This window comes from uncultured Chitinophaga sp. (assembly GCF_902168175.1).
Lineage (GTDB): Bacteria > Bacteroidota > Bacteroidia > Chitinophagales > Chitinophagaceae > Chitinophaga.
Map to the genome: position 1 here is coordinate 64,260 of NZ_CABHOU010000038.1, position 25,401 is coordinate 89,660.

Here is a 25,401-nt window from a genome sequence, read left to right on the forward strand (position 1 = left end):
AAACAGGAGAAAGGGCGTTTTCAACATGATTTGGGCAACAGGAACAGGGGTTGATACAGTGATTATAGCAGGAGCATCGATTCTGCCACCCTGCATGCTTCCATCGAATTACTCACCTGTAACTTTTCAAGGATGTTTTGCCGGTGCCTGTTTACGGTGTATACACTGATGGTCAGCAGGTCGGCGATCTCCTTACTTTGCCTTCCCTTTTTGATCAGCCGCAGTACATCTTTTTCCCTGTCGGAAAGGATATTGCTGATGGCCTTTTTATCGGGCGTCACTATTTCGCCCGACCGGGTATTGATGATCATGCCCTGGTAGCTTTTATCGTCGGGCATATGGCGGGAAAAGTGGTACAGGCAAAGGGCCAGCCGGATACTGCCGTTTTTGTCGTTGCCAATATAGAACATGCGGTGTTCAATGGGTACATAGTTCCCATTGTTGTTTTGCATCCGCAGGCGACTGATAATTTCATAGTCGCGCCGTTCGGCGGGGGAGAAGTCTTTTACGAGATGAAAGAATTTGAGTTCCAGTGTGTGTTTTTCCAGCAGGTCGTCGGGGTGTACCTTGTCGAAGATGTCTTTTTCCCAGATAGACGGGATCTCTTTGTGAGTGCCGGCATCGGGAAGTCCGAGTGCGGTAGCGGCACCTCCGTAATACACATAACTTTTATCGGCCTTCAGGTCACTTAACACGCTCACCGCATTTTCCATCCTGGCATACATCTGGGCTATCAACTGACTGTTGGCCAGTTGTACGCCCGGATCTTCTTCGTCGTGAAACGTTTGTTTCAGCAGGTGATCGTTCAATAAACTTACAATATCCTTCATCTCCTGTTAAAATGGTTATTATTCACCATTGTGCCAACCGGGCTGACCTTTAATTTTGCATAGCCATTGGTATAGCCCGGCATAATGGGAAATCCCGGGCAAATTAGGGAAATCCTGCTTTATTTAACGGTTTACCCTGGTAAACGCTTAACTATCAAAATATAGATCAGATGAAATATTATGTAATGAGTGCCTTGCTGATGCTGGTCGTTAAAACCGTATCTGCACAAAGTCTTCAGAAAATGCAATGGTTTAACGAGCCGGAGAAATGGGAGATAAAGAACGAGGGCCTGCAACTGTTCGTAACCCCGCAAAGCGACTATTGGCGTATTTCGCATTACGGCTTTACGGTTGATGATGCCCCTTTCTATTACAGCAACTACGGCGGCGAATTTGAGGTAAAAGTAAAATTGATGGGCAAATACAAAGCCCGCTTCGATCAAATGGGACTAATGATCAGAACGGATCATGAAAACTACATCAAAACAGGCATTGAGTTCGTGGATGGCAAGTTTAACATCAGCACCGTGGTAACGCATATCACCAGCGACTGGAGCGTAACCCCGCTGGACAAAACCCCCGATTTCATCTGGGTAAAAGCCGTAAGGAAACTGGATGCGGTGGAAATTTACTACTCTTACGACGATAAGAATTACATCATGACCCGTAATGCGCCTTTAAAAGACAATCACCCCGTTCAGGTAGGGCTCATGGCAGCATCGCCCGACGGTAAGGGGTTTGAGGCCCGTTTCGAGCATTTTAAGGTGAAACATATTCCAGACACCAGGAGGCAGCAGTGGCTGGAAAAGAACCCGGGTTAACTGTTTAACCGCCCATTCTAATTCCCGGAGGGAATAATTAAGCTGGATTACGCTTAATTATTCCCATTTTTGTGTACACAAAACCCGGAAAACATGATACCCGACCTGATTCCATCTACACCCGATTGCGAAATAACGACCACAAGAGTATTTAACGTACCTAGGGAGCTGGCCTTCGCTGCCTGGGCTAATCCAGACCATTTAAGTAACTGGTGGGGCCCCGCAGGCTTTACCAACACCTTTAACGAGTTCGACTTCCGGGAAGGGGGCAAGTGGAATTTCATCATGCACGGGCCCGACCAAGGCAATTACGCCAATGAATGCGAGTTCATCAAAATAGAAAAGCCCGCCTCCATCGCCTGGAAGCGTTTTACCAAACCCTTATTCCTGGGAGCAGTCACATTTGAAGAAGTGGCACCGGATAAAACAGAGATCGTGTTTAAGCAGATCTTTAGTTCGGCAGATGAGTGTAATAAGGTAAAGGCATTTGCAGGGGATAAGAATGAAGAGAACTTTGACCGGCTGGAACAGGAGTTGGGGAAGATGAAGGGATAAATTCAATATACCAACACCTGATTCGTGAATAGACCCTCCCAGGTATGCGCCGCCAATTGTCCGGTTCGCGGTACGATTTGTCCGGTTCGGGTGTAAATTCGTTTCCATAGAGATTGTTGACAGGTATTTTTGTTCCGCGATCATAGGGGCCGACCATTTATGATTTCGGAGATAATCAGTTATTTTGCTCCCGTTAACAAGTACGTATGAAAGGAACCGGATTAAAGATTTCCCAGGCCATGATATGGATCAGCTCCATTTTACTGGGACTATTATCCTCTGTGCCTCAACTGGCCGCCAGGCATTTTAATGCTGCGGAGGCGGCAGTAAACGCTGGCATCACGGCCACTTTTGCTTTGCTGATGTGGTACTTTAACATCTATGTACTGTCGAGGAGAAGTGGCAATACGCGTAAACAGAGTATTTCTTACAAACACCTGTTCAGTAGTTTGCTGTTTGGCCTGGTGGTTATGCTGATACTGGCTTACATCCAGCAACTGATATTGTCGCACATCGATTTCGGGCCTGCGATGCTGATGGTGGAAGTTCGGGGTATCCTCATTAACCTGGTGTTTTATATGTTCCTGCACCTGTTGCAGCAGAACCATGAGAACCAACATGTAAGCATGGAGCTTGAACGCATACGCACCGATCACCTCAGCGCGCAGTACGAGTTGCTGAAGCAGCAGGTAAATCCCCACTTCCTTTTTAATAGCCTCAATACGTTAAAGGCCATGGTAGAAAGTGGTGAACAGGAAGCTGTGCCATTTATCATCAAACTATCTAATTTTTACCGTTATACACTCGAAAGCCGCAAGCTGGATTTAATACATGTGCGGGAGGAAATGGAGATATTGAGCGCTTACCTGTTCCTGCAAAAGGCCCGGTTTGAAGACGGATTGGTGTTTCACCAGGAGCTGAGCGCTGCCACAATGGAAACGCTGATACCGCCATTTACGTTGCAACTACTGGTAGAGAATTGCATCAAACATAATGTAGTGTCGCTGGAAAAACCTTTACATATCCGGGTTTACGATGAGGAAGGAAAGATTGTGGTGGAGAACCCCGTGCAACCGAAGTCGGGCGAGGAAGATTCACTGGGTGTTGGATTGGAGAACATCAACATGCGGTATGGTCACCTGCTCAACCGGCAGGTAGAGATCGAGCATAGCCAGGAATTATTTCAAATTAAATTACCGCTGATATATGAACATCATCATCGTTGAGGACGAGCTGAAAACCGCGCAATCGCTGGAACGCACCATACTCGAACTAAAGCCAGGTGCCTCCGTTACGGGGCGCTATCAGAGTGTGGCGGGTACCGTAAAGGCCTTAACTGCCGGCCCTATGCCCGACCTGATCTTTATGGACATTCAGTTGGCAGATGGTCGTTGCTTCGAAATCTTTAAAGCCGTAAAGATCACTTGTCCCGTTGTTTTTTGTACAGCCTATGATGAATACACACTGGAAGCCTTTAAAAGTAATGGCGTGGATTATGTGTTAAAGCCTTTCTCAAAACAGGATATAGAAGAAGCGCTGCGTAAAGTGGATGAACTGAAAAACTTCTTCCAGCAGAAAGCGATGCCTGACCTTACCCAACTGTTATCGAAACTCGCCCCTCCGGCTGGTAAAACAAGTTTCCTGGTGTTTCAGCAGCAGAAATACCGCACCATCAATATTGAAGAAATAGCCCTGTTCTATATCAAATACGACGCTACCTGGATACTCTGTTTCGATAAACAGCAATACCCGATCAATCAGTCGCTCGACCAGATTGCGCAATCGGTATCGGCGCAGCAGTTTTACCGGCTTAACAGGCAGTTCCTGGTTAACTTTAAGGCGATTAAAGAGATAGAGCCTTATTTCCTGCGTAAGTTGTACGTTAAATTAACGATTGAAACGCCGGAGAAGCTGTTGGTCAATAAAGAAAAATCGCAGCACTTTCTGTCGTGGATGGAAGAGCGGTAATTGCATATTACTTTCATAACAAAGAGCCTGGTGATTGCCAGGCTTTTTGTTTGTAAGCAGTGCCTTTTAAACAGGTGCCACTTATAACCTGGCGAACATCGTTAATGTTCGTAAATGCCTGATTATACTGGTATACTCTGTGATACTGGTTACATTTGTATACCAATATCGCAGTAGCTTTGTTGTCAAATAAGATCATCATGAAAAAGTTTGAAAACAAAGTAGCCGTGGTTACCGGCGGCAATAGCGGGATAGGATATGCAGCGGCAGAGAAACTGGTAAGCCTGGGTGCTACCGTAATTATTACCGGCCGCAGGAAAGAGGCGATAGAAAAGGCGGCCGCTGAAATAGGCGCTATTCCTTTCGTAGCGGATCAGGCAAACCTGAAAGATACAGAAGCGTTGTTTACCAGCGTACAGCAGCAATACGGTAAGGTGGATATCCTGTTCATTAACGCAGGTATTACCGGCCACAGTACATTGATCGAAGAAGCAACAGAGGATAACTTCGACAATGTAATGAACATCAATTTTAAAGGTGCTTATTTCACGTTGAGCAGGTTTGTGCCGTTGCTGGGCGAAGGGGCGTCGGTGGTGATATTGTCTTCGATCGTAGCGTCTACTTATCAGCCGAACAGTTCCATTTACCAGGCGAGTAAAGCGGCCCTTAATTCGATCGCTAAAACCGCTGCGGCGGAGCTGGCACCTAAAAAAGTGCGGGTGAATATTGTAAGTCCGGGCCCAACGCGTACCGCCGTATTAAGCAAGGCTGGTATCGATGCCGCTACGGCCGACGGTATATTCGATCAGCTGTCGGCTACCCGTATTCCGTTACGTAAAGTAGGTACGCCTGAAGATGTAGCATCGCTGGTGGCTTACCTGAGCGACGATGCGGCTACGTACATCACCGGTTCCGAATTTGTGATCGATGGCGGTTTCACGCTTTAGTTCCAGGTGGTAATTGTCCGCCTGGTGGTGATGGTTGTCCACTTCAGCGTATTATACCTGTGTCGTGTTCAGATATTGAGCCAACTTGCTGATAAATTGATCATCATTTAAAGGTAAGTAACATGAACACGATAGACAATGCCGTACAGAAGGTATTATACACCGGTAAAACACATACCACCGGCGGTAGGGAAGGTAGCGCTAAAAGCTCCGATGGCCGTCTTGATATCCAGCTTAGTTCGCCCGGTTCCACAGGGGCGGGTACTAATCCCGAACAGTTGTTTGCCGCTGGCTGGTCGGCGTGCTTTATAGGGGCGATGGGGTTTGCGGCAAAGCAGTTAAAGATAGCGTTGCCTGAAGGCACCGCGGTAGATGCGGAAGTAGATTTGGGAATGGGGGATAGCGGTTACCTTTTACAAGCGCGGCTGCATGTAAAGCTGCCAGGTTTGGCGGACGAAGTAGCGAAAGAGATAGTGGCGCAGGCGCATCAAACATGTCCTTATTCTAAGGCTACCCGCGGGAATATAGGGGTGGAGATTAAAGTGAATTAAGCGGGAAGAACATGTGGAGGAAAACCGTCCTGGTAATCAGGGCGGTTTTTTATTATTCGTGTATAAAAGTTAACCGCCTGCCAGATCAGCCTTGGTAAACTGACAACGTCGTATGCGGTGTATACACCGCTTATATTCGACCCTGTTAAAAAAAAACAGGCCGCCCCGGGTCCGGAGCAGCCTGTTTCACCAGATATTCAGCTACAAACTAACGCGGGCGGCATCTGTTATTTTTCCCGTTTGCCTGTCCTGCACAAATCCGATTACTTCCCACTGTTGTTTGTCGTAATCTGATGGTAACGACAACACCACGTCCTTACCGGTTTCAGGTGGTACCTGCTTCATTGCCCTTACAATCTGCACATGTGCTAAATCGCTGCCGGCGTTTTCGCCTGCTTTCACCCTGCTGCGGGCCTGGCGTTGCACGAGTGTAACTACTAGGTTGGAGCCGGTTACGCTGTTCAGGTTGTGCTGCACGGTCAGCCTTTTCCCATCTACCTTGCCTTCCAGTTTAAGGCTGCGGGAAGCTGGTTGTTGCAATTGGTGGTTAATGACGTTAGACACTGCACTGGCATCTGAGCCGATATGTTCGCTGCTGCCGTTCACGATCAGTTGCGGTGTATAAACCGTTCTCACGTTCAGCCAGCTTGCATATTGTTGCTGGCGGAGAGAATAGGTTTTATCGCTGAAGCGGTCTTTCCAGCCCTGGTGGTCCCAGTAGTCTACGTGAAAGGCCAGTACGTACAGTTGTCCGTCGAGGTGTTGTTGTTCCAGCTGTTCAAGTATTTTATCTGCGGGCGGGCAACTGGAGCAGCCTTCCGAGGTAAACAGTTCTACCACTGCAAAACCTTTATCGTCTGGTTGGTTCAGTATCACCTTTGGCTCGTATGCCAGGAATGCGGCAGTACCTGTAAATAGTCCCAGTAATGCGATGCTCTGAAATATCCTTTTCATTTTCTGTTGATTTATTGATGAACAATACACCAAAACTAAAGGCTGTTGCTGCCTTTGAAAAGGTTTGATAAGGGCAGGCAGACAGATTGATGTGCCAAACGGACAATTGCGGCGGCCACATATACACCGCAGCCCGAGTATTTTTAGCCCCCGTGGTTTGTCCGGTTCGGGACTGGATATGTCCGGCTCAGGTATTTGTAGTAAGGACAGGCATCGATACTGCCATAGCTTTGTCGAAAAGCAGATAGTTATGGACCTGAAAAGCAATAACCTGATGAAGATCACCACCTGGAAAGTAGTAGCGGTACTGGTAGCCATTTTTGTGGTATTACAATGTATCAACGAACCGCTGGAAACCAAGCCCGTAACGGCGGAAATAGAAGCCCCCGCAGCCGTGGCCGCCATTTTTGAGCGTGCTTGTTACGACTGTCACTCCAACGAGCCCGAATTGCCCTGGTATAACCAGGTAGCCCCGGTTTCCTGGCAGGTGAACAAAGACATCAGCCGCGCCCGCGAGGTGATGAACTTCTCCGAATGGGAAAAACTCACGAAAGGCGAACAAAAAGGTAAACTCTGGGGTATCCTGAATATGGTAAAGGCAGGCAAAATGCCGCTGGAACGTTATGCCTTACTGCACCCTGGTGCCCGGGTAACACCGGCGGAAGTGGAAACCATCAAAAACTATGTACTGTCTGTTACCGGTGATCAACCGGCCGATAGTAATACGATCAACGGTGCCAATAAGGCTTATGACGAATGGAAAGGCCTGAAGACTATCACAGCCCCCGTATCACCCAATGGTATTACCTATTCAGATGCATTCAAATCATGGAAAGTAATTAGTATGACTACCCTGTACGATAAATCGATGCGGGTGATTTATGGTAACGACATCGCCGTAAAAGCTATTGAAACAGAGAACTTTCATCCATGGCCCGATGGTGCGGCAGTGGTGAAAGCAGTATGGGAACAGGTTGAAAATGAATATGGAGAAGTAAGGCCCGGTAAATTTATCAATGCCCAATTCATGGTAAAAGATGCGGCAAGGTATAAAGATACCGAAGGCTGGGGTTTTGCCAAGTTCAACGGCCAGGAACTGAAGCCAACCGGGAAGGCTGCTAACTTCGCTTCCATCTCCTGTATTAGTTGTCACCGCCAGCTGGCCGAAGAAACCGGCTACCTGTTCAATGTTCCTTTAAAACTTAACCTGTAAACCAGCACACCATGAAACTGATCATTCCCATCTTCGTTAGTATGATGATACTATTTTCCTGCCGCCCGGAAGCTCAAACATCGGCCCGCCGTATTGTATATGATGCGGGAGACCAGCAGGTAATCAGTCATGCTGTTAATAAAAAATCAGCCACCATGAGCATACTGTACGGCAATGCCGCGGCATACAACGCAGCCCTGGCCGGAAATGGAACACATCAGCCGGGAGCGCAATACACGCTGGTTACCTGGCAATACCATGAAAATCCACTATTCTATGGCAGCAATATCAATGGAGAACTGTTAAGTGTGGAGAAACTGGCAGTGAAGCCAGGTAAAACAGATTACCAGGTGGAAAGTGGGAAAGTACTGCCCGTAAACGGCGTGTTGCTGGATACGGAGAAACGTAAGAACTATATATTGGGCTATCGGCCTTCCATTATGCCCTAAAGAGAGCAGCATGAAACCGGTTGCTGAAGCAGCGCGATGACATGAAGCCCACCAGGGCCGGCAGTTACGAATCTATCCCGCGATATGTTTTGGCAAGATATTTAACAAGTTTGTCAAACGTCCCTGCAAATCCTTGCTGCATACTTTCGTTGATGGCAGAAAAACCTTCTTCTTCTTCGCGGCTGGCATTTACGGGTTCACCTGTCATCGTGATCTTCGTTTTTCCATTCGCTTCCGTAAACTCCATTCTGTAAAGAATTTCCAACGGCAGTTTTACATCGAATGGTGCAGGTATTACCTGTGCATGTTCGTTGCAAAACGCATTGGTATATTCCAGCAGGTCGTGTGGTTGGATCTGGCGGAACAGGAAACGGCCGTAGCTGATATGGCCATTATAGTCCATCTTGAAATGAAAGATGCCGCCGGGGGTAAAGTCGAGCGAAATAACGCTGTTATCGGTTTCAGCAGGTCCCCACCATTCATTGAGGGCATCTGCATCTGCGAATGCATTAAATACAAGTTCCTTTGGTGCATCAAAGGTATACACGAGCCTGAACTTTTCAGTTGTTGTACGCATAACTATTTCTTTTTAGCAGTTTTTTGCAGGTATTTATCGAGCGATTTGAACTTTTGCATCCAGAAACGCTGGTGCTGTGTAACCCAGTTGGCTACTTCGCCCAGCTGATCAAGCCGGGCTTCACAGTATCGTTCCCGCCCCTGTTTGCTGATCTCTATCAACCCGCATTCCTCCAGTATTTTAACATGCAGGGATACGGCCTGGCGGCTTACTTCAAAGTGTTCTGCAATAGAATTAAGGTTCAATGGCTGCGCTGCCAGCATGTCTATTATCTGTCTTCGTGTAGGGTCGGCTATCGCCTGGAAAACATCTCTCCTGGATTCCATATGCAAGTATTTACTTGCGAATATACATGCAAGTATTTACTTGCGCAAATAAATCTTAAGGCCGGACATTGTTGTTCGTTCAGAAAATTCTTTGCCGGTGTCTATTAGCACCGGTCTTAATGGGTCAATAATACTTCCTGGCGCACTGTAACTTGTTATAACAACTTATCCAATTGACCTTTCGCATAAAAGCTATAACAGGATATTTTACATTTTCTTAATGTCCGGCCAACGGACTGTACTCTACTTTTGCAGATAATGAAAGTACTTCCGGAAAATAATAGCATCATTAAAGCACTCGCTGAAGGCGATGAGCAGCTTTTTGGCCAGTTGTATGATTATTACAGTGAGGCGCTGTTCAGAAACATCTATAAATTATTACCTGATATCCAGGAGGCAGAAGATGTATTGCAAACTGTTTTTCTGAAGTTATGGGAGCAACGGCATTCCCTTAATACTAAGCAGTCTGTTGCGGGTTGGTTGTTTACCACCAGCTTTTATATGACAATGACCTGCCTCAGGAAAAAGGTGAAAATCAGGATAGAGATGCTTGCAGAAACATCGCTTGAAATGAAGCAGGAGGAGCCGGATGGGGACGATCGTTATGAAAAGCAAACTGTCTTTTTAAGAGAAGCAATTGATTTGTTACCGGAAAGAAAGCGCCTGGCATTTGAATTATACAAAATACAGGGGAAATCCTATAAGGAAGTGGCCGATACATTGGGCATCAAAGAAGAAACGGTCAAAGAATATGTGAAATCCGCTATCCAGATGCTGAGGCAAATGGCCGCTAAGAGCGATGTTGCCTTTTATACGCTCTTCGTTTTTTTTATAGCCTGAGTTTGTTAACAATTACGTAACAGTAGAGCCACCCCCTTCTTTTCACTTTTTTACATTTTATATCGAAGATGCGATACTTATCATCACTTATTAATAAATACCAGGATGGAACTGCTTCAGTGAATGAACTGCATGAGCTATTGAACTTACTGGATAAGCAGGAGCAGGAACTTTACAGGGAGTGGGAACCGGCTATCAGGAATAACATTGCCTCGCAGCCGGAGTTGGTTGCCGGGTTTGACCGGGAGAAGAGTAAGGCGGTCATTTTGCGTAAGCTGCGAACTGAGGGAGCGCAAGTGGCGGATAGTATACCGCAGGTTAAAGTAAGGCACCTGTTGAGAAGAAGTAGCGCCATCGCCGCTGCCTGTGCAGGCTTTCTGGTATTACTCTCTGTTCTTTACTGGCAAAACCGGTCAGGCAGACAAAAAAAGGAGGCGATCACTGTTTATGCTGATGCAACGGTTATTTATGCGCTCGCGGAACAGAAAACGATTTGGCTCGCAGACAGCAGTGAAGTGTTTTTGTATGAAGGAAGTACATTGGAATACGACAGTAGTTATAATATTTCAACGCGAAGGCTGGTATTAAACGGAAGGGCCAGATTCACTGTTAAGAAAGATGAAAAGCGGCCTTTTGTCGTTTACACCAACAATAATATTACCACCGCATTAGGTACGGTGTTCGAAGTAACAGCAACAGGGGATAGTACCGTTGTTTACCTGTTGGAAGGTGCTGTTAAAGTACAGGCGCTGGGTGGAGGAAATGAAACGCAGGTGCTGCTTGCTCCGCAGCAGCGGGCCCTGACATATAACAGGCAAACGGCCATAATGAGAGAGGTTCGTGGGAAAGCACTGGTGTCGTCAACCGGAGGAAGCAGGTTAACTGGGAAAACAGGCGACCTGACTTTTAAGCAGGTTGCAATGGAAAAAGTATTAACGGCACTGGAGAGGAAATACAAGGTGAAAATAAAGTTCAATAAAGTTGAAATGGCCGGTATGTTATTTACCGGGACCTTCCAGGAGAACGAGGAACTTAAAAATATTCTGGGGATAATAGCAAAGATCAATAATCTCACCATTACCACTAATGATCAGGGTTTCAGTATAAGCAAATAATCAATGAATCAAGAGGATGTACAGTACACACCCGGGCGTGTACAGGGATCCTGTTGCCTAAACAAAAATAGAAATGAGATATTGTAAACAAATAAAAGCGGCCTTTATGCTGCTGATCGTAATACTCTGCTGTCAGGTACAGCTGAATGCCCAGTCCGGGGGAATTAAAGGCATCGTGATGGATGCAGTTAATGAGCCGGTGAGCGGTGTAAGTATCGAATGTAAACCACAAATGAAAAGTGAGAAGATCATCACTACTTTCAGCAATGAAAAAGGTGAGTTTTCTATTACAGGTCTAAGGGACGGTAGTAAATATGACCTGTTTTTCTCACACCTGAATTATACCAGGCACAGTATTTCGGCCTTGCTCATTAAAGAGGGAGAAAATAACTCCCTGCTGGTTAAACTGAAAGCGGTAGACAACAGCCTTAATGAGGTAATTGTTACTTCGCTTGGTATCACCAAAGAAAAGAAGCGCCTGGGTTACGCGGTGCAGGAAGTAAAGGGGGCGGATCTCAATACGGCGAAGGGAGGTAATATGTTAAGCGGGCTACAGGGTAAAGTGGCGGGGTTGAACATGACCCAGGTGTCGGGCGGACTGGCTGGCTCCAACAGGATAGTGCTGCGCGGCGAATCTTCCCTGAACCTTAATAAGAACATCGCCATGGTGGTGGTAGATGGGGTACCGATTAACAACAACCTGGGCACCGGGGCGTCCAGTGATTTATCAGTTGATTATGGCAGTGGTGGTGCGGAGATCAATCCCGATGATATTGCGTCAATCAGTATCATGAAGGGCCCGAATGCGGCTGCATTATATGGGAGCCGGGCGGCAAACGGGGTAATTATCATCAAAACCAAAAAAGCTGCTGAAGGAAAAAAGTTGGGCATTTCTTTGACCAGTAATACCAGCTTTGACAGGGTGCTGCAAACTCCCGACTTTCAAAATGAATACGGTGGTGGTACCGGTGTAGGCTTAACCTACTATTCCTACGGCGACGGCCCGGATGGTCCCAATACCTCGAACTCTGGGCACAACTGGGGCGCTAAATTTAACGGACAAAATTTTATCCAGTATGGTTCACCTATCGGACCTGATGGCAAAAGGACCGCTATTCCCTGGCAGGCACATCCTGATAATGTAAAAGACTTTTATGTTACGGGGATTACTTACATGAACGGGCTCTCCGTGCAAAAGTCAGGAGATATGGGGAATTTCCGTGCCTCATATAACAACTACAGGCAAACGGGTATCATGCCCAATACGGAGCTGAACCGCCACCAGTTTAATACCAACAGCACCATCAGGCTGTCGCCCAAACTGAGTTTTAATGCCAACGTAAATTATATAAACAGTTTTAGTGATAACCTGCCCGTGATTGGATATGGCGGGGCTTCTCCTACCTATAATTTTATCTGGACAGAAAGAAATGCATCTATGGACTGGTTCCGGAATTATTGGCAAAAAGGCCAGGAAGGAATTAAGCAGGACTATTATTTTACCTGGGGCGACAACCCCTATATGACGATGTATGAGCAGTTAAATGGTATGGACAGGAACAGGTTGTTTGGTAACGTACATTTTAATTATTCCATCCTCCCCAATTTAACTTTGATGGTGCGTACCGGCCTGGATTACTCCGGCGAAAAAAGAGGCTCTCAAAGACCCAAAAGTTCAGTAGTAGCCATTAATGGTTTATACAGGCGACAGGACCTGAGCTACATGGAAAGAAACTCAGATTTCTTATTGGCTTATACGGCACCTAAAATTGGTAAATTTAACCTGTCTGCCACTGCCGGCGGTAATAACCTGCAGATTAATACCAGCAGCAATACAGTTACTGCCAATGGTCTTGTGATACCCGGCGTCTATAATTTAGGCAATGCTTCCGGAAGACCGATAGTAGAGGAATTCAATTCACAGAAAATAGTCAACAGTTTATATGGCGTGGCAGACCTGGACTATGACAATACGTTCTTTCTGCAACTGACCGCCAGAAACGACTGGTCATCTACCTTACCTAAAAACAATAATTCCTACTTCTATTCCTCCGCATCGCTGAGTGCTTTGATGACAGAGGCATTAAATATTAAATCAGACATACTGAATTATTGGAAATTACGGGCGTCCTATGCGCAGGTAGGCAACGATACCGACCCTTATCAAACCAGCGCCTATTACGAATACAACACGCTTCCCGGCACCGTAGGGCTTCCTGCTGCCATACCTAATACCAACCTGAAACCCGAAATCACCGGCTCGTTTGAAATAGGTACGGAGTTAAAACTCCTGAACAACCGCGTTAGTCTGGATGCAAGCTGGTATTCGGCCACCAGTAAAAACCAGATTCTGAGAAGCCCCTTGTCGCAGGCGACGTACTACGGTTCAAAAGTGATGAATGCCGGAGAGATCAGCAACAAGGGATGGGAGATGGTATTAGGCGTAACACCTGTTAAAAAGAAGCTGGTATGGGATATTTTCTTCACCGCTTCCGCTAACAGAAGTAAAGTGGTGGAACTGGCAGACGGTGTAGAAAGTTATGTAATGGCTTCGGCACAGGGGGCTACAATTGAAGCCCGCGTCGGAGGCAGAATGGGGGATATTTACGGCGTAGGTTTATTAAGAAATGAACAGGGCCAGGTAGTGTATAAAGGCGGAGTACCGGTGTTTACCAGTAATACCCTCAGGTTAGGAAACTATAACCCGGACTGGCTGGGTGGAATAAGAAACAGCCTGCGGTACAAAGACTGGTCAATGAGCGTGTTGCTGGATGGCAAGTTTGGGGGTAAAATTTATTCCTTCACCCATGTAACTGGTACGGAAGCGGGAAGCCTGGCTAATACATTACCCGGCAGGGAAGAAGGTATAGTAGGTGATGGGGTGGTGTTAAACGCCGATGGTTCTTATACACCGAATACGGAGCGGGTGGCCGCCTATACTTACTACCGTGGTTATTATAAAAGACCCAATGTAGAGTCAAGCACCTTTGATGCAAGTTTTGTGAAGTTACGGGAGGTGATTGTAGGCTACCGTTTACCGGCCAGGCTCCTGAAAGACAAATTGATTCAGTCGTTAGATTGCAGTCTGACAGGCAGGAACCTGTTGCTCTTCACAAAAGTACCCGGTGTAGACCCGGAAACTTCATTTGTATCCGGCGGTACGGTAGTGCCGGGTGTTGAAAATGCACAAATACCCTCCACCAGGAGCATCGGTATTGATATTAAACTTACTTTCTAAACAGATTAACATGCGAATTTTAAAAATAGGGCTGTTCATGCTGGCGGCAGGCATTACCGCCTGCACCGAAATGGATAATACCAATCCTAACGTTCCATCGACTGTAAACCCGGGCATTATCCTGCCACAGGTTATTTACAATACGTCCAATACACTGGTGGGTAATGCCTTTGAGCTGAACAACGAGCTTATCCAGTATACCTGCATGAACAATACTTTTACCGAAGTGCAGCGGTTTAAACTCCTGCCCTCTAACTCCAATGGATTATGGGGTTTGTACAGCCGCATGCGTGACTTGAATGATATTATCGTTGCGGGAGAAAAAACAGCAGGTCTGGAGAACTATAAAGCGATCGCGATCATCATCCAAACCTACATTTTCTCCGTACTCACAGATACCTATGGCGATATACCATTTTCGGAAGCAGGACTGGGTGCAACGGGGAATGTATATATGCCGAAGTATGATAAACAGGAAGACATTTACGTACAAATGCTGGAAAGACTGAAGCAGGCTGCCGAAACGTTGAAGACTTCCAGCCCGCTGTTATATGGTGGCGATCCGGTATATAACGGTAACCTGGCCCGCTGGCAAAAATTTGCCAACAGTTTACGTTTGCGTTTACTCATGCGTGTTTCCGCAAAACTACCGGCAGCCGTTACGGAAATACAAACCCTGTTATCCGATCCGCAGCAGTACCCGGTGATGGAAAGCAACGATGATAATTTTGTATACCGTTACAGCGGAAGTCTGCCGGATGCCAATGCTTTATCACTGAACTATGTTCGTGACTTTGATTTCAAATATAAATCTGTAAGTGCCTTTATCGTAGACTCACTGAAAAAGTTTAATGACAGTCGCCTGTTTCAATTTGCAAGGCCAACCAATGCTTCTGCCAATACGGCCAATCCACAGTATGTCGGTTTGCCCAATGCCTTGCCGGTAACCGAGTCGGCCAACTACAACGGAGGATATAATTTTCAGTCATACCTGGGTACCCGCTTTCAATCTAACACAGAGCCCGCCATCTGGATGACCTTTTCCGAGCTATTGTTTTTAAAAACGGAAGCAGCACAGAAAGGATATTACAATGGCCAGCCGAAAGATTTATATGAAGCGGCCATTAAAGCGTCTTTCGCCTATTGGGGGGCGCCATTTACAGAAAGTTACCTGACGCAACAAGGAGTGGTGTATGATGGCAGCCTGTCAAAAATATACCTGCAAAAATTCTATGCCTTGTTTTTTACCGGTATGGAGGCATGGAATGAATATCGCCGTACCGGTTACCCGGTTTTAGTGCCCGGGCCTACCAATGTAAACGATGGCAAAATACCGAACCGCATTCCTTATCCCCTAAGTGAACAGTCTTTGAACAGAACCAATTACACCGATGCTGCTGCGAGAATGGGGAATGACAATATGAATCACAGGATGTGGTGGCAACCTTAAATAAAAACAGTTTCGATTTGTAATAGATGCTCCCGCGAATAGTGTCAGTTGCTGTTTCGCGGGAGCTTTTAAAAGCGTATATCATGAGGAAATATTGGTTACTAATACTGCTGGCATTCACGGGTTGTAAAATGGTAATGGCACAATCCGGTGTAAGGTCGGTCAGTGAAGATTCTCTGAGGGCCTATTTCGGTAAATGGTCCGTAACTCAGTTGGCAGAAGGGGGAAGGATAGACGCTATTCGTCAGTTGGATGAAGAAGTAGTGTTGTGTGCCACAAGGGGCCCTCATAAAGGGAAATTATTCATCAGTGAGGACAAAGGCTTAAGCTGGCGCTTCCTGGCTCAACCGGTAACGGTGGACATCACCTGTATTGCGGAAACCGGCAGGCGCAATGAGTTTTATATCCTTACCGGTACTGCCGAAGTATGGGGTACCATCGATGGCGGCAAAACATGGGCACACCTCAAAACGCTGTTACCCAACAACCGTAACCGCCAGAAATATGCAGCATCGTACGCCATCATGTACACCGATCAGGGAACGCTGCTGGTAACGGATACCGACTCAGATGGCGGTCATATTTACCGTTCCTCCGATAAAGGAAAAACCTGGCAGGATAGGGGCGCCATTTCCCATAATGCGTTGTATCGTTTAGAAAGGACCGGTAACGGGATTGTTGTGAATGGCTGGCAGGGTGCCGTTTATAAAAGCATAGATGATGGTGTTACCTGGAATAAAATGCAGCAGCTAACCGATACCGCACTGTTTGCAACAGAGTACATGGGCATGAGTGTTGTATTGCAGGCCGATCAGGCCGGCAAGGTTTTTCGTAGCCGTAATTTAGGGTATGAATGGGATTCCGTGGCTCATTTAACAGGGGCGGCAGATGACTTCGTGAACATAGGTTACGGAGCTGCCTATTACAGTACGTATACCGAAAGAAAGGAAGTTTACCTGACAATCGACTATGGCAAAACGTGGATCTCGCTGGGAAAACTACCGACGCAAGAAAATGACTGGCTCGATCATGGGGTAAGGCTCGAAACCGCCGATTCCATTATTACTTTATCCGGCACACATAAAGGTTTTATGTTGCGGACAGCCTTTCATAAAAGCCGTTTAGCGCAGGAGCTGGATCAATGGAATAATACCAAAACCAGCATTGACCCTTCAAGGCGTTTGAATATTCCACATGAAGCGATCATTGGGCAGTTGGTGGACGTTAACGCCCTGAATGAACCGGAAGATATTGTGGTGCATAGGGATTTTGCATATATCCCCTGCCGCGATGGTAATAATGTGGCCATCATTGATATCAGGAACCCTGCAAAACCGTTGCTGGCTGCTAAGCTGAAAGATCCGGATATCCTGGATGCGTTTAGTGTCGCCATTGAAAAGGATTACCTTTTCGTGCTTTCCATGACTAATGCGATGGTTTCTGTTTACCGGATCAGCAATCCAGGTCAACCAAAAAAGGTAGCAGCCATAAAAGTGGGAGGAGAAGGGTCTTATCTCCAAACCTACCGCTCCAACTATACCCGGCTGCGTAAAATCGTGGTGCAAGACGGCTATGCGTATGTAACTCACAGTTCCGAAAGTAAGGTGTATATACTGGATGTAAAACGTCCGGCGGCACCGGCTATTGTCAGTAGTTTCCATACCGGGGATGGTGCTTTTGCTGCTTTGGTACACCACCATACTTTGTACCTGGCTGGTTATGGTCCCGGTTCTTCGGTAATAACGGTGGATATCAGCGATAAAAAAAATCCGGTGATCACCGATAGAATATATGACCCGGTAACATTAAAAGGGACCTGCGCTTTGGCGATAAGAGGGCAATACCTGTATGTTACAGCGTATAACGCTGAAACCGTATGGAGCCTGGATATAAAAGATCCCCTGCATCCGAAGGTGGTGCAGTCGATCAGTGATGTCCACATGCGCGGCCCAGGTCGTATCGCATTTTTCGGGGATAGTGCTTTTGTCTTAAACTCAGTAAATAACTCCGTTGCTATCATTCGTACCAATAAGGAAGGAAGAATGGAAATGGAGACCTTCCTTCAGCACCCTTTATTAAAACGGGTATATGGTATTGCCATCGTTGATAACTGGTTGATGCTCGCCGGGCGGGAAGCTAAGAGTTTTATGGTACTGGATATCAATAAACTGAAGCGTTAGAAAATTTGGTACCAGCCACTCCATCTTTCGAAGGAAACTACAGGTATTCAACGAATTATCAATTTTTTTTCACTTAATCCGGATTTTTTTTGTAACTATGTGTAGTCGCCTGTCTAAAGGCGGCTACATCTTTTTAAGAACCAAGGATTTAACAGCTACTGAAAAAAGTGCGGCCCCGAAAACGTGCATCAGCTAAGATTTATTAGCAATTTTCCCTATCAAACGCAAGTAATGCCCCGGAGAGAAAGAAATTAATACCCGTTTGTACGTGGTACATGCGGCAGCTTTTCTTAACCCTAAAAAGGAGTGCATGGATTATTCGTTCCGCGCAGGGTCTGCAGGCTTTTATGCACTGCTTGCCCGGTATTTTGCCAGAAGGGGCAATACAACAGATATTGCGCCTAACGCTACCCGAAATACCATCCGGGAATTTATTAAACACCTCGATTCCACGGCGTCGGTCACCAAACCTATTGGGGACATGCTGTTGGGTACACACGCCAACTCGCAGGGGTATCTTGAAGCATTGGTATACGACAGGCAGATCGGGGATACGGGTTACGAGGTAATGGAGGATTCTGAAACGGGGGCTATCGGTAGTTACACTACCACACCCGATATTACGCTTACTTCCATCGCTGTGCCCGATACGCTGATCGGTTATACACCGGGCGACCCCATCACCAATAATTTTCATATTAAAGGTTGCAATGTTGGGCGGGCTACCGCATTTTTAACGGCTTTGAAATCGGCCCTTGGGGGCAATGTGAACGTTACAGCGCCTTTGCATTTTTACGGACTGTACCATCATCCTTCTTTTGGGGTATGGGAGTTTATGTGTTATGAGATTAAGCTACAGGTTAAAACACCTTTTGCCAACCGGGCTGCTTACGTAGCGGCACTGGATGCAGGAGGTTTTACATTTTTCGATGGAACGGCTATTCCGCTCACCGACTTCGAAGCCTGGGTGCCACGGACCATCACAGCCAATTCCTCTGTTTCAGTTTCTCCTAATCTCGGTACCCCGGTTGGGACGCGCACAACGATCTCGGTTAACAGAGAATTCCGCTATCGCAGGCGTGCCTATACTTTTACCATCACGTATGGCGCTGCGAGCCAGGTGCCGGGCACAGCTTCCGCGCAAATGGCGGAACTCACCGCCGCCGTCGACACTGCCAAATACCGCGATTCGGATACGATAGAGATGTTCGATTCCTCGCATCCTTACCCTGAGTATGAACGCTACGGGTACGCCAGTAAAGCCGATTTTCTGAGTGAGCAGGACTGGACGTTCCAGAAGGTGGGTAAAAAACTGGTATGCACAGGCAGGGCTTCCGTATACACGCTGATCATTCCTATAATGGACATGGCGGCTGCCAACCTGGGCAACATCGTGTTCAATTATCATCCTAATGCAGGTTCGCCCAACCCGGCTATTACAACGGGACTGGTAGAAACGGACACTAATTTTTTCGCAACGGTATAATTTTTCCAACACCTCACAACGGTATCCATGGAAGCAAAAGATACACTGGTCGTAATCGCCGAAGAGCTGGGCAAGGCCTTGCAGCCACTTAAAGAAGCTACCTCGTCCCCCGGAGCCTTACGCGATTTCCTGTCTGACCTGGGCTGGGACGTAGCACCACCTGCCGCTGTTAACGCGCTGAAAGCACCGGCAGAACTGGCTACACGAATGGGTACAGATAACGAGGGGTTTAAAGCCTCGGATGTACAACAACTCATTACCGCGGTAAAAGGTGCGTTTGAAGCCATTGCCAACCTGAAGTCGGCCGGAGGAATGGTGCCGGCCATGGCCAACGAATTACCCGGGCAGTTACTCGAATACCTGCTGGTGGAATACTTCCTTAAAAACCAGAAAGCGTTCGGACAACTGCTCCGTGTTCTTGGCATTATCCGGTTGGAAGATATTCCGGCTGCCGCCGGCCGTGTAGCCTACCGCCGCCGCACTTTCGCTTTCTCGGAGTTCGCTAACCTGTTCAGCGATCCGCTCACCTTCTTTAAAAATGCGTTCAAATGGGGCCAGTCGGAGTTCCGTGGCCTCGAATGGCAGGATGCGGTGATGGAACTGCTGGACGCATGGGGGCTGGATGTAGAAATAGCAGGCCTCTCGCCCGCAGCATTGGCCGAACTCACAAAGAACGCACTGGATCCTTCTACGGCCGAATTCTCCGCCCTTAAAGCCTACTTCATTAAATCGGCTAACGATCCCAATTCACTCAATGCCGGGGTCGGACTGTTCATCACGCCTGAAACAGCCACGGAAAAGCCAGGCTTTGCGCTGATGCCGTTCCTGCATGGAGAACTGGAACAGGCAATAGAGATCACTGATAAATTAAGCCTCATTATAAAAGCTGCGCTCGACCTCACGGGCGGCGTCGGTATTCTTGTTCGTCCGGGTAAAGACATCAAAGCTTTTGCAGGACTCGACAGCGGCACTCCCGGTAACCTGACCGGTACGGTCAGCGCACAATTTTCTGTACACAATCCAGGCGAACCTTTTATCCTTATCGGCTCCCGCGATGCCAGCAGGCTCGAAATAGGAAGTATATCTGCGGAGGCAGGTACACGGTTCCAGGGGCAGGGTGGCAAGTTTGAAGTGTTCACGGAGTTTGGTGTACAGCAGGGGAAAATAGTGATCAAAGCAGGAGAGGCCGATGGTTTCCTCGCAACATTGTTGCCAGGTGATGGTATTAATGTTGGTTTCGATCTTACAGTTGGATTTTCTTCTACTCAGGGATTATACTTCGGCGGCAGCGGCGGACTGGAAATCCAGTTGCCTGCACACATACAATTAGGGCCTATAGAAATCACTTCGGCCATGATTGCGCTGAAACCCAGGAATGGTGAAATACCACTGGAGTTAGCAGCTACCATCAAAGGCGACCTCGGTGTATTAAAAGCTACTGTAGAAAATATTGGTCTAAAGGCCATCTTCACTTTCCCGGCAGATGGTAAAGGTAATCTTGGTCCTGTTAACCTGGCCTTGGGTTTCCGTCCACCCAATGGTGTAGGATTAGCGGTAGATGCCGGTATCATTAAAGGCGGCGGTTACCTGTTCCTCGACTTTGATAAAGGGGAATATGCCGGTGCATTGGAACTCACGTTCAGCGAAGTGATATCGCTGAAAGCCATCGGTATCATCAATACCAAAATGCCCGATGGTTCCAAGGGCTTCTCCATGCTCATTATCATCACTGCCGAATTCGGCACCGGTATACAACTGGGTTTTGGCTTCGTGTTGTTAGGCGTAGGAGGTTTGCTGGGACTCAATCGTACCATGAACCTCACGGCGTTGGCCGAAGGTGTACGTACCGGTGGGGTGAATAGTGTGATGTTCCCGCAGAATATTATTGAAAATGCGCCGCGTATTATCAGCGATCTGCGCACCTTTTTCCCGATAGAACAGGATAAATTCCTGATAGGCCCTATGGCCAAACTGGGCTGGGGTACACCGGCACTCATCTCCGTATCGCTCGGTATTATCATCGAAATACCAGGTAACATCGCGATCGTAGGCATCATAAAAATAGCTTTACCTACGGAAGAAGCGGCGATCATACAAATTCAGGTGAACTTTATAGGGGCGATAGAGTTCGATAAAAAACGCCTGTGGTTTTACGCGGTGTTGTACGAATCCCGCGTACTGTTCATGACCATCGAAGGTGGCATGGGACTGCTCATCGCATGGGGCGATGATTCGAACTTCGTGATCAGTATGGGTGGTTTCCATCCTGCATTTAATCCACCGCCGCTGCCATTCCCCGCGCCCGACAGGATCGCGTTCAACATTATCAATACGTCGGTAGCGAAGGTGCGTGTACTCGGATATTTTGCGGTTACCTCGAATACGGTACAATTCGGTGCCAGGGTGGAGATCATGTTAGGTTTCTCTGCCTGTAAACTCGAAGGGCATCTTGGTTTCGACGCGCTGTTCCAGTTCTCGCCTTTCTACTTCATTATACAAATTTCCGCTTCCCTGTCTGTGAAGGTATTTGGTATAGGCCTGTTCAGTGTAAGCGTACGTATGTCGCTCGAAGGGCCAACACCTTACCGTGCAAAGGGTACAGGAACGATCTCTATCCTGTTCTTCGATTTCGATGTAGACTTCGACGAAACATGGGGAGAATCGCGCAATACGCTGATGCCACCGATAGAGATACTGCCGAAGGTGCGCGAAGAGTTCAACAAGTTATCGAACTGGCAGGCGAAGTTGCCGGCAGGCAGCAATATACTCGTATCGCTGCGTAAGATCGATGAGTCGCAGGAACTGGTGTTACACCCGATCGGCACCTTACAGGTAAGTCAGCGTTACGTACCATTGGGGTTAACCATCGAAAAGGTGGGTTCACAAAAGACCTCGGACGTTAAAAAACTGACTGCGGAAACGGCCGATGGTAGTGGTTTAGAGAAGGTGAACGACCTGCGGGAGAACTTTGCGATGGCGCAGTTTCAGGACATGAAGAATGAAGAAAAGCTTTCCCGTCCTTCGTTTGAGAAAGAACTGAGCGGGCTGGAATTATCCGGTGCTGGTGCGCAGGTTAAAACCGGCAGGGCGGTGAGAAGGGTGGTGAGGTACGAACTGATTATCGTGGATAACAACTTCAAACGTTTCATCAACCGCTTTATCAGTTTCTTCAGTTCCCTCGTGTTCTCCCATTTCCTGCGGAACAATGCGGTGGCCCGTTCGCCCTTATCAGCTGCTTCCAAACAAAAGCTCAATCCTTACAAAGATAAAGTGGTGGCAACACAACCAGGTTTTGCAGTGGCTAACACAATGAACAATAAAGCGTATGGTACATCTGCCATGTTCGCCAGCGAGGCACAGGCCCGCGAGTTCATGAATCAGCAGATCTCGGCCGATCCTAATCTGAAGGAATCATTACACGTTATTTCCCATCATGAATTAAACCCCGCAGCATGAGTTATAACATAGCGAACTACACGTTTCTTCCCTGGTTGCGGCAAGGTATCGCCAACAAGATCGATACGGCGGACAATGACGCCGGTGTAAAGGTGCGTGCAAAAATTAAAGTAGACTTTAAGCTGCAACTCGAAAAGGTGGATGGTAGCAGTGCTTCGGAACCTTTTACAAAAGATGTGGAACTGTATGGTCCGGGCGATATCATCGGTATCGACCCTAAAGTGGTGATCAAAAACGAACCGCATAACTGGATCACTAACTTCGAGCCCAACTACCTGCCTTATGTTGAGTTTTATGAAGAAAGTTTTCCCTGGCGGTATACGCCTGCAAGGCCGGGCGACGACCGTCTGCGTCCATGGATTGCTTTGGTAGTGGTTAAAGAAGGGGAGTTCGAGGAAGCTAAAAACATACAAGGAAAACCACTGTCGTACATCACAGTTCCCAATGCAGATACGAAGTTTCCGCCAGCCGATCAGTTATGGGCATGGGCGCACGTGCATGTAAGCGAAAGCCTCATGGACCAGGATACTAAAATAGTAGAAGCAGATACCAATAAGATCGCCACCGCTTTCCAGGCGGTGATGAACAAAAATCCCGATCTGGCCAGCTCGCGTATTCTTTGCCCGATAAAACTGGAAAGCAACACGGCTTACCATGCTTTCCTGATCCCTACTTTCGAAACCGGCCGCCTTGCAGGTCTCGGGCTCGATCCGGCGGCTCCGGCTATGCCGCATGCCACTTTCTCTGCATGGGGTAATTATGGCGATAAGCCGGAACCGGAGAACTTCCCGGTATATCACCGCTGGTTTTTCCGTACCGGTGATGTAGGTGATTTCGAATACCTGGTGCGCCTGCTCAAGCCGCAACCTATCGATAAAAGAGTGGGCAGAAGGGATATTGATGTGATGAACCCCGGTAGTAATATCGACGGCATCACCAATCCCGATTTGCATGGGATACTGAAACTGGGCGGGGCGTTAAAGGTGCCTTTCATGACGATGACGCCTGAAGACCAGGCAGAAGTAACCAGGTACGATACCTGGGACCAGGTGGGTTATCCGCAACCTTTCCAGCAGGATCTTGCGCAGTTCATTAACCTGGCCGATGACTATTCAGATAAGCCGGCCGATGAGGCGAATGCCGCCACAGATTTACATCCGGATATCCAGACGAATAAGGACCCGATGATCACGCCGCCGCTGTATGGGCGCTGGCATGCCACTACCGACAGGTTGCTGACTAAACGTGATGGCACCGATGCAGCATTTAACCGCAACTGGGTACACCAGTTAAACCTCGATCCACGCTGGCGGGTAGCGGCAGGTTATGGTACAAAGGTGGTGCAGGACAACCAGGAAAATTATATGGAAGCCGCCTGGGAACAGGTGGGTGATGTGCTGGAAGGTAACCGCAAATTGCGGTACTCGCATTTCGCGCGGCTGGTATCACTGAGCTGGTACCATAAACACCTCGGTACTATGCGCAGTTATTCGCCGGAGAAATCACTGTTGTTGATGGCACCGGTGCAGCGGCGTGTGCTGGACACACAGGCGGGTGTTACGGTACATCATCATGTGGCACAGAGTGTGATCACACAATCTGTTACTTCGCCCTCCATGCGTAAAGTGATACGTCCGGGTGGCAGGGTGATGAAGAAAAGTATATTTGAAGGTGCCGCTACAAAAGATAATCTCATTACCCGTATCAACGATGGGGAAATAGTGATCGCACCACCCAAAGTGATATCGCCCGAACTGCCTACGGTAGACCAGGTGGCGGAAGGAGCTACGCCCACCAACGTACCGCCATTCATTCTCGATCTGATCCGTCGTTTCCCATGGTTGAAATGGGCCCTTATAATCGCCATCGCATTTTTCCTGCTGCTGATCTTTTTATTTTCGGGCATTGTGTTTATCGCCTCTGTGTTAGGTGTGATAGCCGCGGCGCTGATGACTGTTTTAGGGTTAGTGATGAAGTGGGAAAAGGCAGTGAAATATGCAGATAGTATTGCGGAAGAGAACCAAACACCTGAATCGATAGACAGCTGGCCGAATAGTCCGGACTTCGTACTAAGCGAACCTGGAGGGGGCGTTACGCCTGCCACGGGCGGTAGTACGGATAGTGCGGAGGCGCGTAAGTTTAAACTGGCGCTGAGAGAGTCGCTCGGAGTGATACAAACGGCAAAGAATTTAGGAAAGGTAGTTCCAAGACCAAAGATCAATATTGCCGTTGTGGCTAACACCACTTTTGAAGCCATCAATCCGGCCATTACCATTCCGAAACTAATATTCAGCGGCCTGCATATACCCGACCGCATTCGTACGATACTGATCGAGAACTTCGCGGAGATCATGGAGTACCCGAAAATTGATGTGCCGATGTACGAACCGCTGAAGAAATTATCGAAAGAAAACTTCCTGCCTAACCTCAACTTCATCGCCCAAA

At 47.6% G+C, this 25,401-nt stretch carries 20 protein-coding genes; 16 read left to right on the forward strand and 4 right to left on the reverse strand.

The window, feature by feature from the left end; genetic code table 11:
- Positions 1 to 62: 62 nt before the first annotated feature.
- On the reverse strand, positions 63 to 830 hold the full coding sequence (locus tag QZT80_RS07940) for a LuxR C-terminal-related transcriptional regulator (RefSeq protein ID WP_295120207.1): 768 nt from the start codon (positions 828 to 830) through the stop codon (positions 63 to 65).
- Positions 831 to 1,000: 170 nt separating this feature from the next.
- On the opposite strand from QZT80_RS07940, the gene QZT80_RS07945 reads away from it, so the two are divergent.
- The 6 genes from QZT80_RS07945 to QZT80_RS07970 all read left to right on the forward strand — a co-directional run bounded on the left by QZT80_RS07945 (position 1,001) and on the right by QZT80_RS07970 (position 5,672).
- Entirely contained in the window at positions 1,001 to 1,651 is a 651-nt protein-coding gene (locus QZT80_RS07945; protein ID WP_295120209.1) for a DUF1349 domain-containing protein, read from the forward strand.
- A 93-nt stretch (positions 1,652 to 1,744) separates the two neighbouring features.
- Positions 1,745 to 2,206 (forward strand): SRPBCC family protein, encoded by a 462-nt coding sequence (locus QZT80_RS07950; RefSeq protein WP_295120212.1) that lies wholly within the window; start codon positions 1,745 to 1,747, stop codon positions 2,204 to 2,206.
- A 206-nt stretch (positions 2,207 to 2,412) separates the two neighbouring features.
- On the forward strand, positions 2,413 to 3,432 hold the full coding sequence (locus tag QZT80_RS07955) for a sensor histidine kinase (RefSeq protein WP_295120215.1): 1,020 nt from the start codon (positions 2,413 to 2,415) through the stop codon (positions 3,430 to 3,432).
- Complete coding sequence (locus QZT80_RS07960; protein ID WP_295120218.1) at positions 3,413 to 4,174, forward strand: LytTR family DNA-binding domain-containing protein; 762 nt, start codon at positions 3,413 to 3,415, stop codon at positions 4,172 to 4,174. The genes QZT80_RS07955 and QZT80_RS07960 overlap by 20 nt, the downstream gene beginning before the upstream one ends.
- A 200-nt stretch (positions 4,175 to 4,374) precedes the next feature.
- On the forward strand, positions 4,375 to 5,121 hold the full coding sequence (locus tag QZT80_RS07965; RefSeq protein WP_295120220.1) for an SDR family oxidoreductase: 747 nt from the start codon (positions 4,375 to 4,377) through the stop codon (positions 5,119 to 5,121).
- Positions 5,122 to 5,243: 122 nt separating this feature from the next.
- Positions 5,244 to 5,672 carry an organic hydroperoxide resistance protein gene (locus tag QZT80_RS07970; RefSeq protein ID WP_295120223.1) on the forward strand — a complete coding sequence of 143 codons (429 nt, stop codon included), beginning with the start codon at positions 5,244 to 5,246 and terminating at the stop codon, positions 5,670 to 5,672.
- A gap of 201 nt (positions 5,673 to 5,873) precedes the next feature.
- Here QZT80_RS07970 and QZT80_RS07975 read toward each other — a convergent pair whose 3' ends face one another.
- Positions 5,874 to 6,626: a thioredoxin family protein gene (locus tag QZT80_RS07975; RefSeq protein WP_295120225.1), complete on the reverse strand. Its 753-nt coding sequence runs from the start codon at positions 6,624 to 6,626 to the stop codon at positions 5,874 to 5,876.
- A gap of 250 nt (positions 6,627 to 6,876) precedes the next feature.
- On the opposite strand from QZT80_RS07975, the gene QZT80_RS07980 reads away from it, so the two are divergent.
- Both QZT80_RS07980 and QZT80_RS07985 read left to right on the forward strand, forming a co-directional pair.
- On the forward strand, positions 6,877 to 7,839 hold the full coding sequence (locus QZT80_RS07980; protein ID WP_295120228.1) for a heme-binding domain-containing protein: 963 nt from the start codon (positions 6,877 to 6,879) through the stop codon (positions 7,837 to 7,839).
- A gap of 11 nt (positions 7,840 to 7,850) precedes the next feature.
- Entirely contained in the window at positions 7,851 to 8,288 is a 438-nt protein-coding gene (locus QZT80_RS07985) for a hypothetical protein (RefSeq protein ID WP_295120231.1), read from the forward strand.
- A gap of 64 nt (positions 8,289 to 8,352) precedes the next feature.
- Here QZT80_RS07985 and QZT80_RS07990 read toward each other — a convergent pair whose 3' ends face one another.
- Together QZT80_RS07990 and QZT80_RS07995 are read right to left on the reverse strand one after the other, a co-directional pair.
- Positions 8,353 to 8,865, reverse strand: a complete 513-nt coding sequence (locus QZT80_RS07990) for an SRPBCC domain-containing protein (RefSeq protein WP_295120234.1) — start codon at positions 8,863 to 8,865, stop codon at positions 8,353 to 8,355.
- 2 nt (positions 8,866 to 8,867) lie between these two features.
- Entirely contained in the window at positions 8,868 to 9,191 is a 324-nt protein-coding gene (locus QZT80_RS07995; protein ID WP_295120237.1) for a helix-turn-helix transcriptional regulator, read from the reverse strand.
- A 258-nt stretch (positions 9,192 to 9,449) separates the two neighbouring features.
- On the opposite strand from QZT80_RS07995, the gene QZT80_RS08000 reads away from it, so the two are divergent.
- From QZT80_RS08000 to QZT80_RS08035, 8 genes are all read left to right on the forward strand, one after another.
- Complete coding sequence (locus QZT80_RS08000; RefSeq protein ID WP_295120240.1) at positions 9,450 to 10,031, forward strand: sigma-70 family RNA polymerase sigma factor; 582 nt, start codon at positions 9,450 to 9,452, stop codon at positions 10,029 to 10,031.
- Positions 10,032 to 10,099: 68 nt separating this feature from the next.
- Entirely contained in the window at positions 10,100 to 11,146 is a 1,047-nt protein-coding gene (locus tag QZT80_RS08005) for a FecR family protein (RefSeq protein WP_295120244.1), read from the forward strand.
- Positions 11,147 to 11,219: 73 nt separating this feature from the next.
- A complete protein-coding gene (locus tag QZT80_RS08010) occupies positions 11,220 to 14,384 on the forward strand; it encodes a SusC/RagA family TonB-linked outer membrane protein (RefSeq protein WP_295120247.1) in 3,165 nt (1,054 codons plus the stop codon).
- Positions 14,385 to 14,394: 10 nt separating this feature from the next.
- Positions 14,395 to 15,834, forward strand: coding sequence for a SusD/RagB family nutrient-binding outer membrane lipoprotein (locus QZT80_RS08015; RefSeq protein ID WP_295120250.1), 1,440 nt, complete (start codon positions 14,395 to 14,397; stop codon positions 15,832 to 15,834).
- Positions 15,835 to 15,917: 83 nt separating this feature from the next.
- Complete coding sequence (locus QZT80_RS08020; protein ID WP_295120253.1) at positions 15,918 to 18,014, forward strand: hypothetical protein; 2,097 nt, start codon at positions 15,918 to 15,920, stop codon at positions 18,012 to 18,014.
- A gap of 310 nt (positions 18,015 to 18,324) precedes the next feature.
- Entirely contained in the window at positions 18,325 to 19,500 is a 1,176-nt protein-coding gene (locus tag QZT80_RS08025; protein WP_295120256.1) for a hypothetical protein, read from the forward strand.
- A 27-nt stretch (positions 19,501 to 19,527) separates the two neighbouring features.
- A complete protein-coding gene (locus QZT80_RS08030; protein ID WP_295120259.1) occupies positions 19,528 to 22,956 on the forward strand; it encodes a DUF6603 domain-containing protein in 3,429 nt (1,142 codons plus the stop codon).
- On the forward strand, positions 22,953 to 25,401 hold a 2,449-nt coding region (locus QZT80_RS08035), incomplete at its 3' end, for a hypothetical protein (RefSeq protein ID WP_295120262.1). The genes QZT80_RS08030 and QZT80_RS08035, both read left to right, overlap by 4 nt.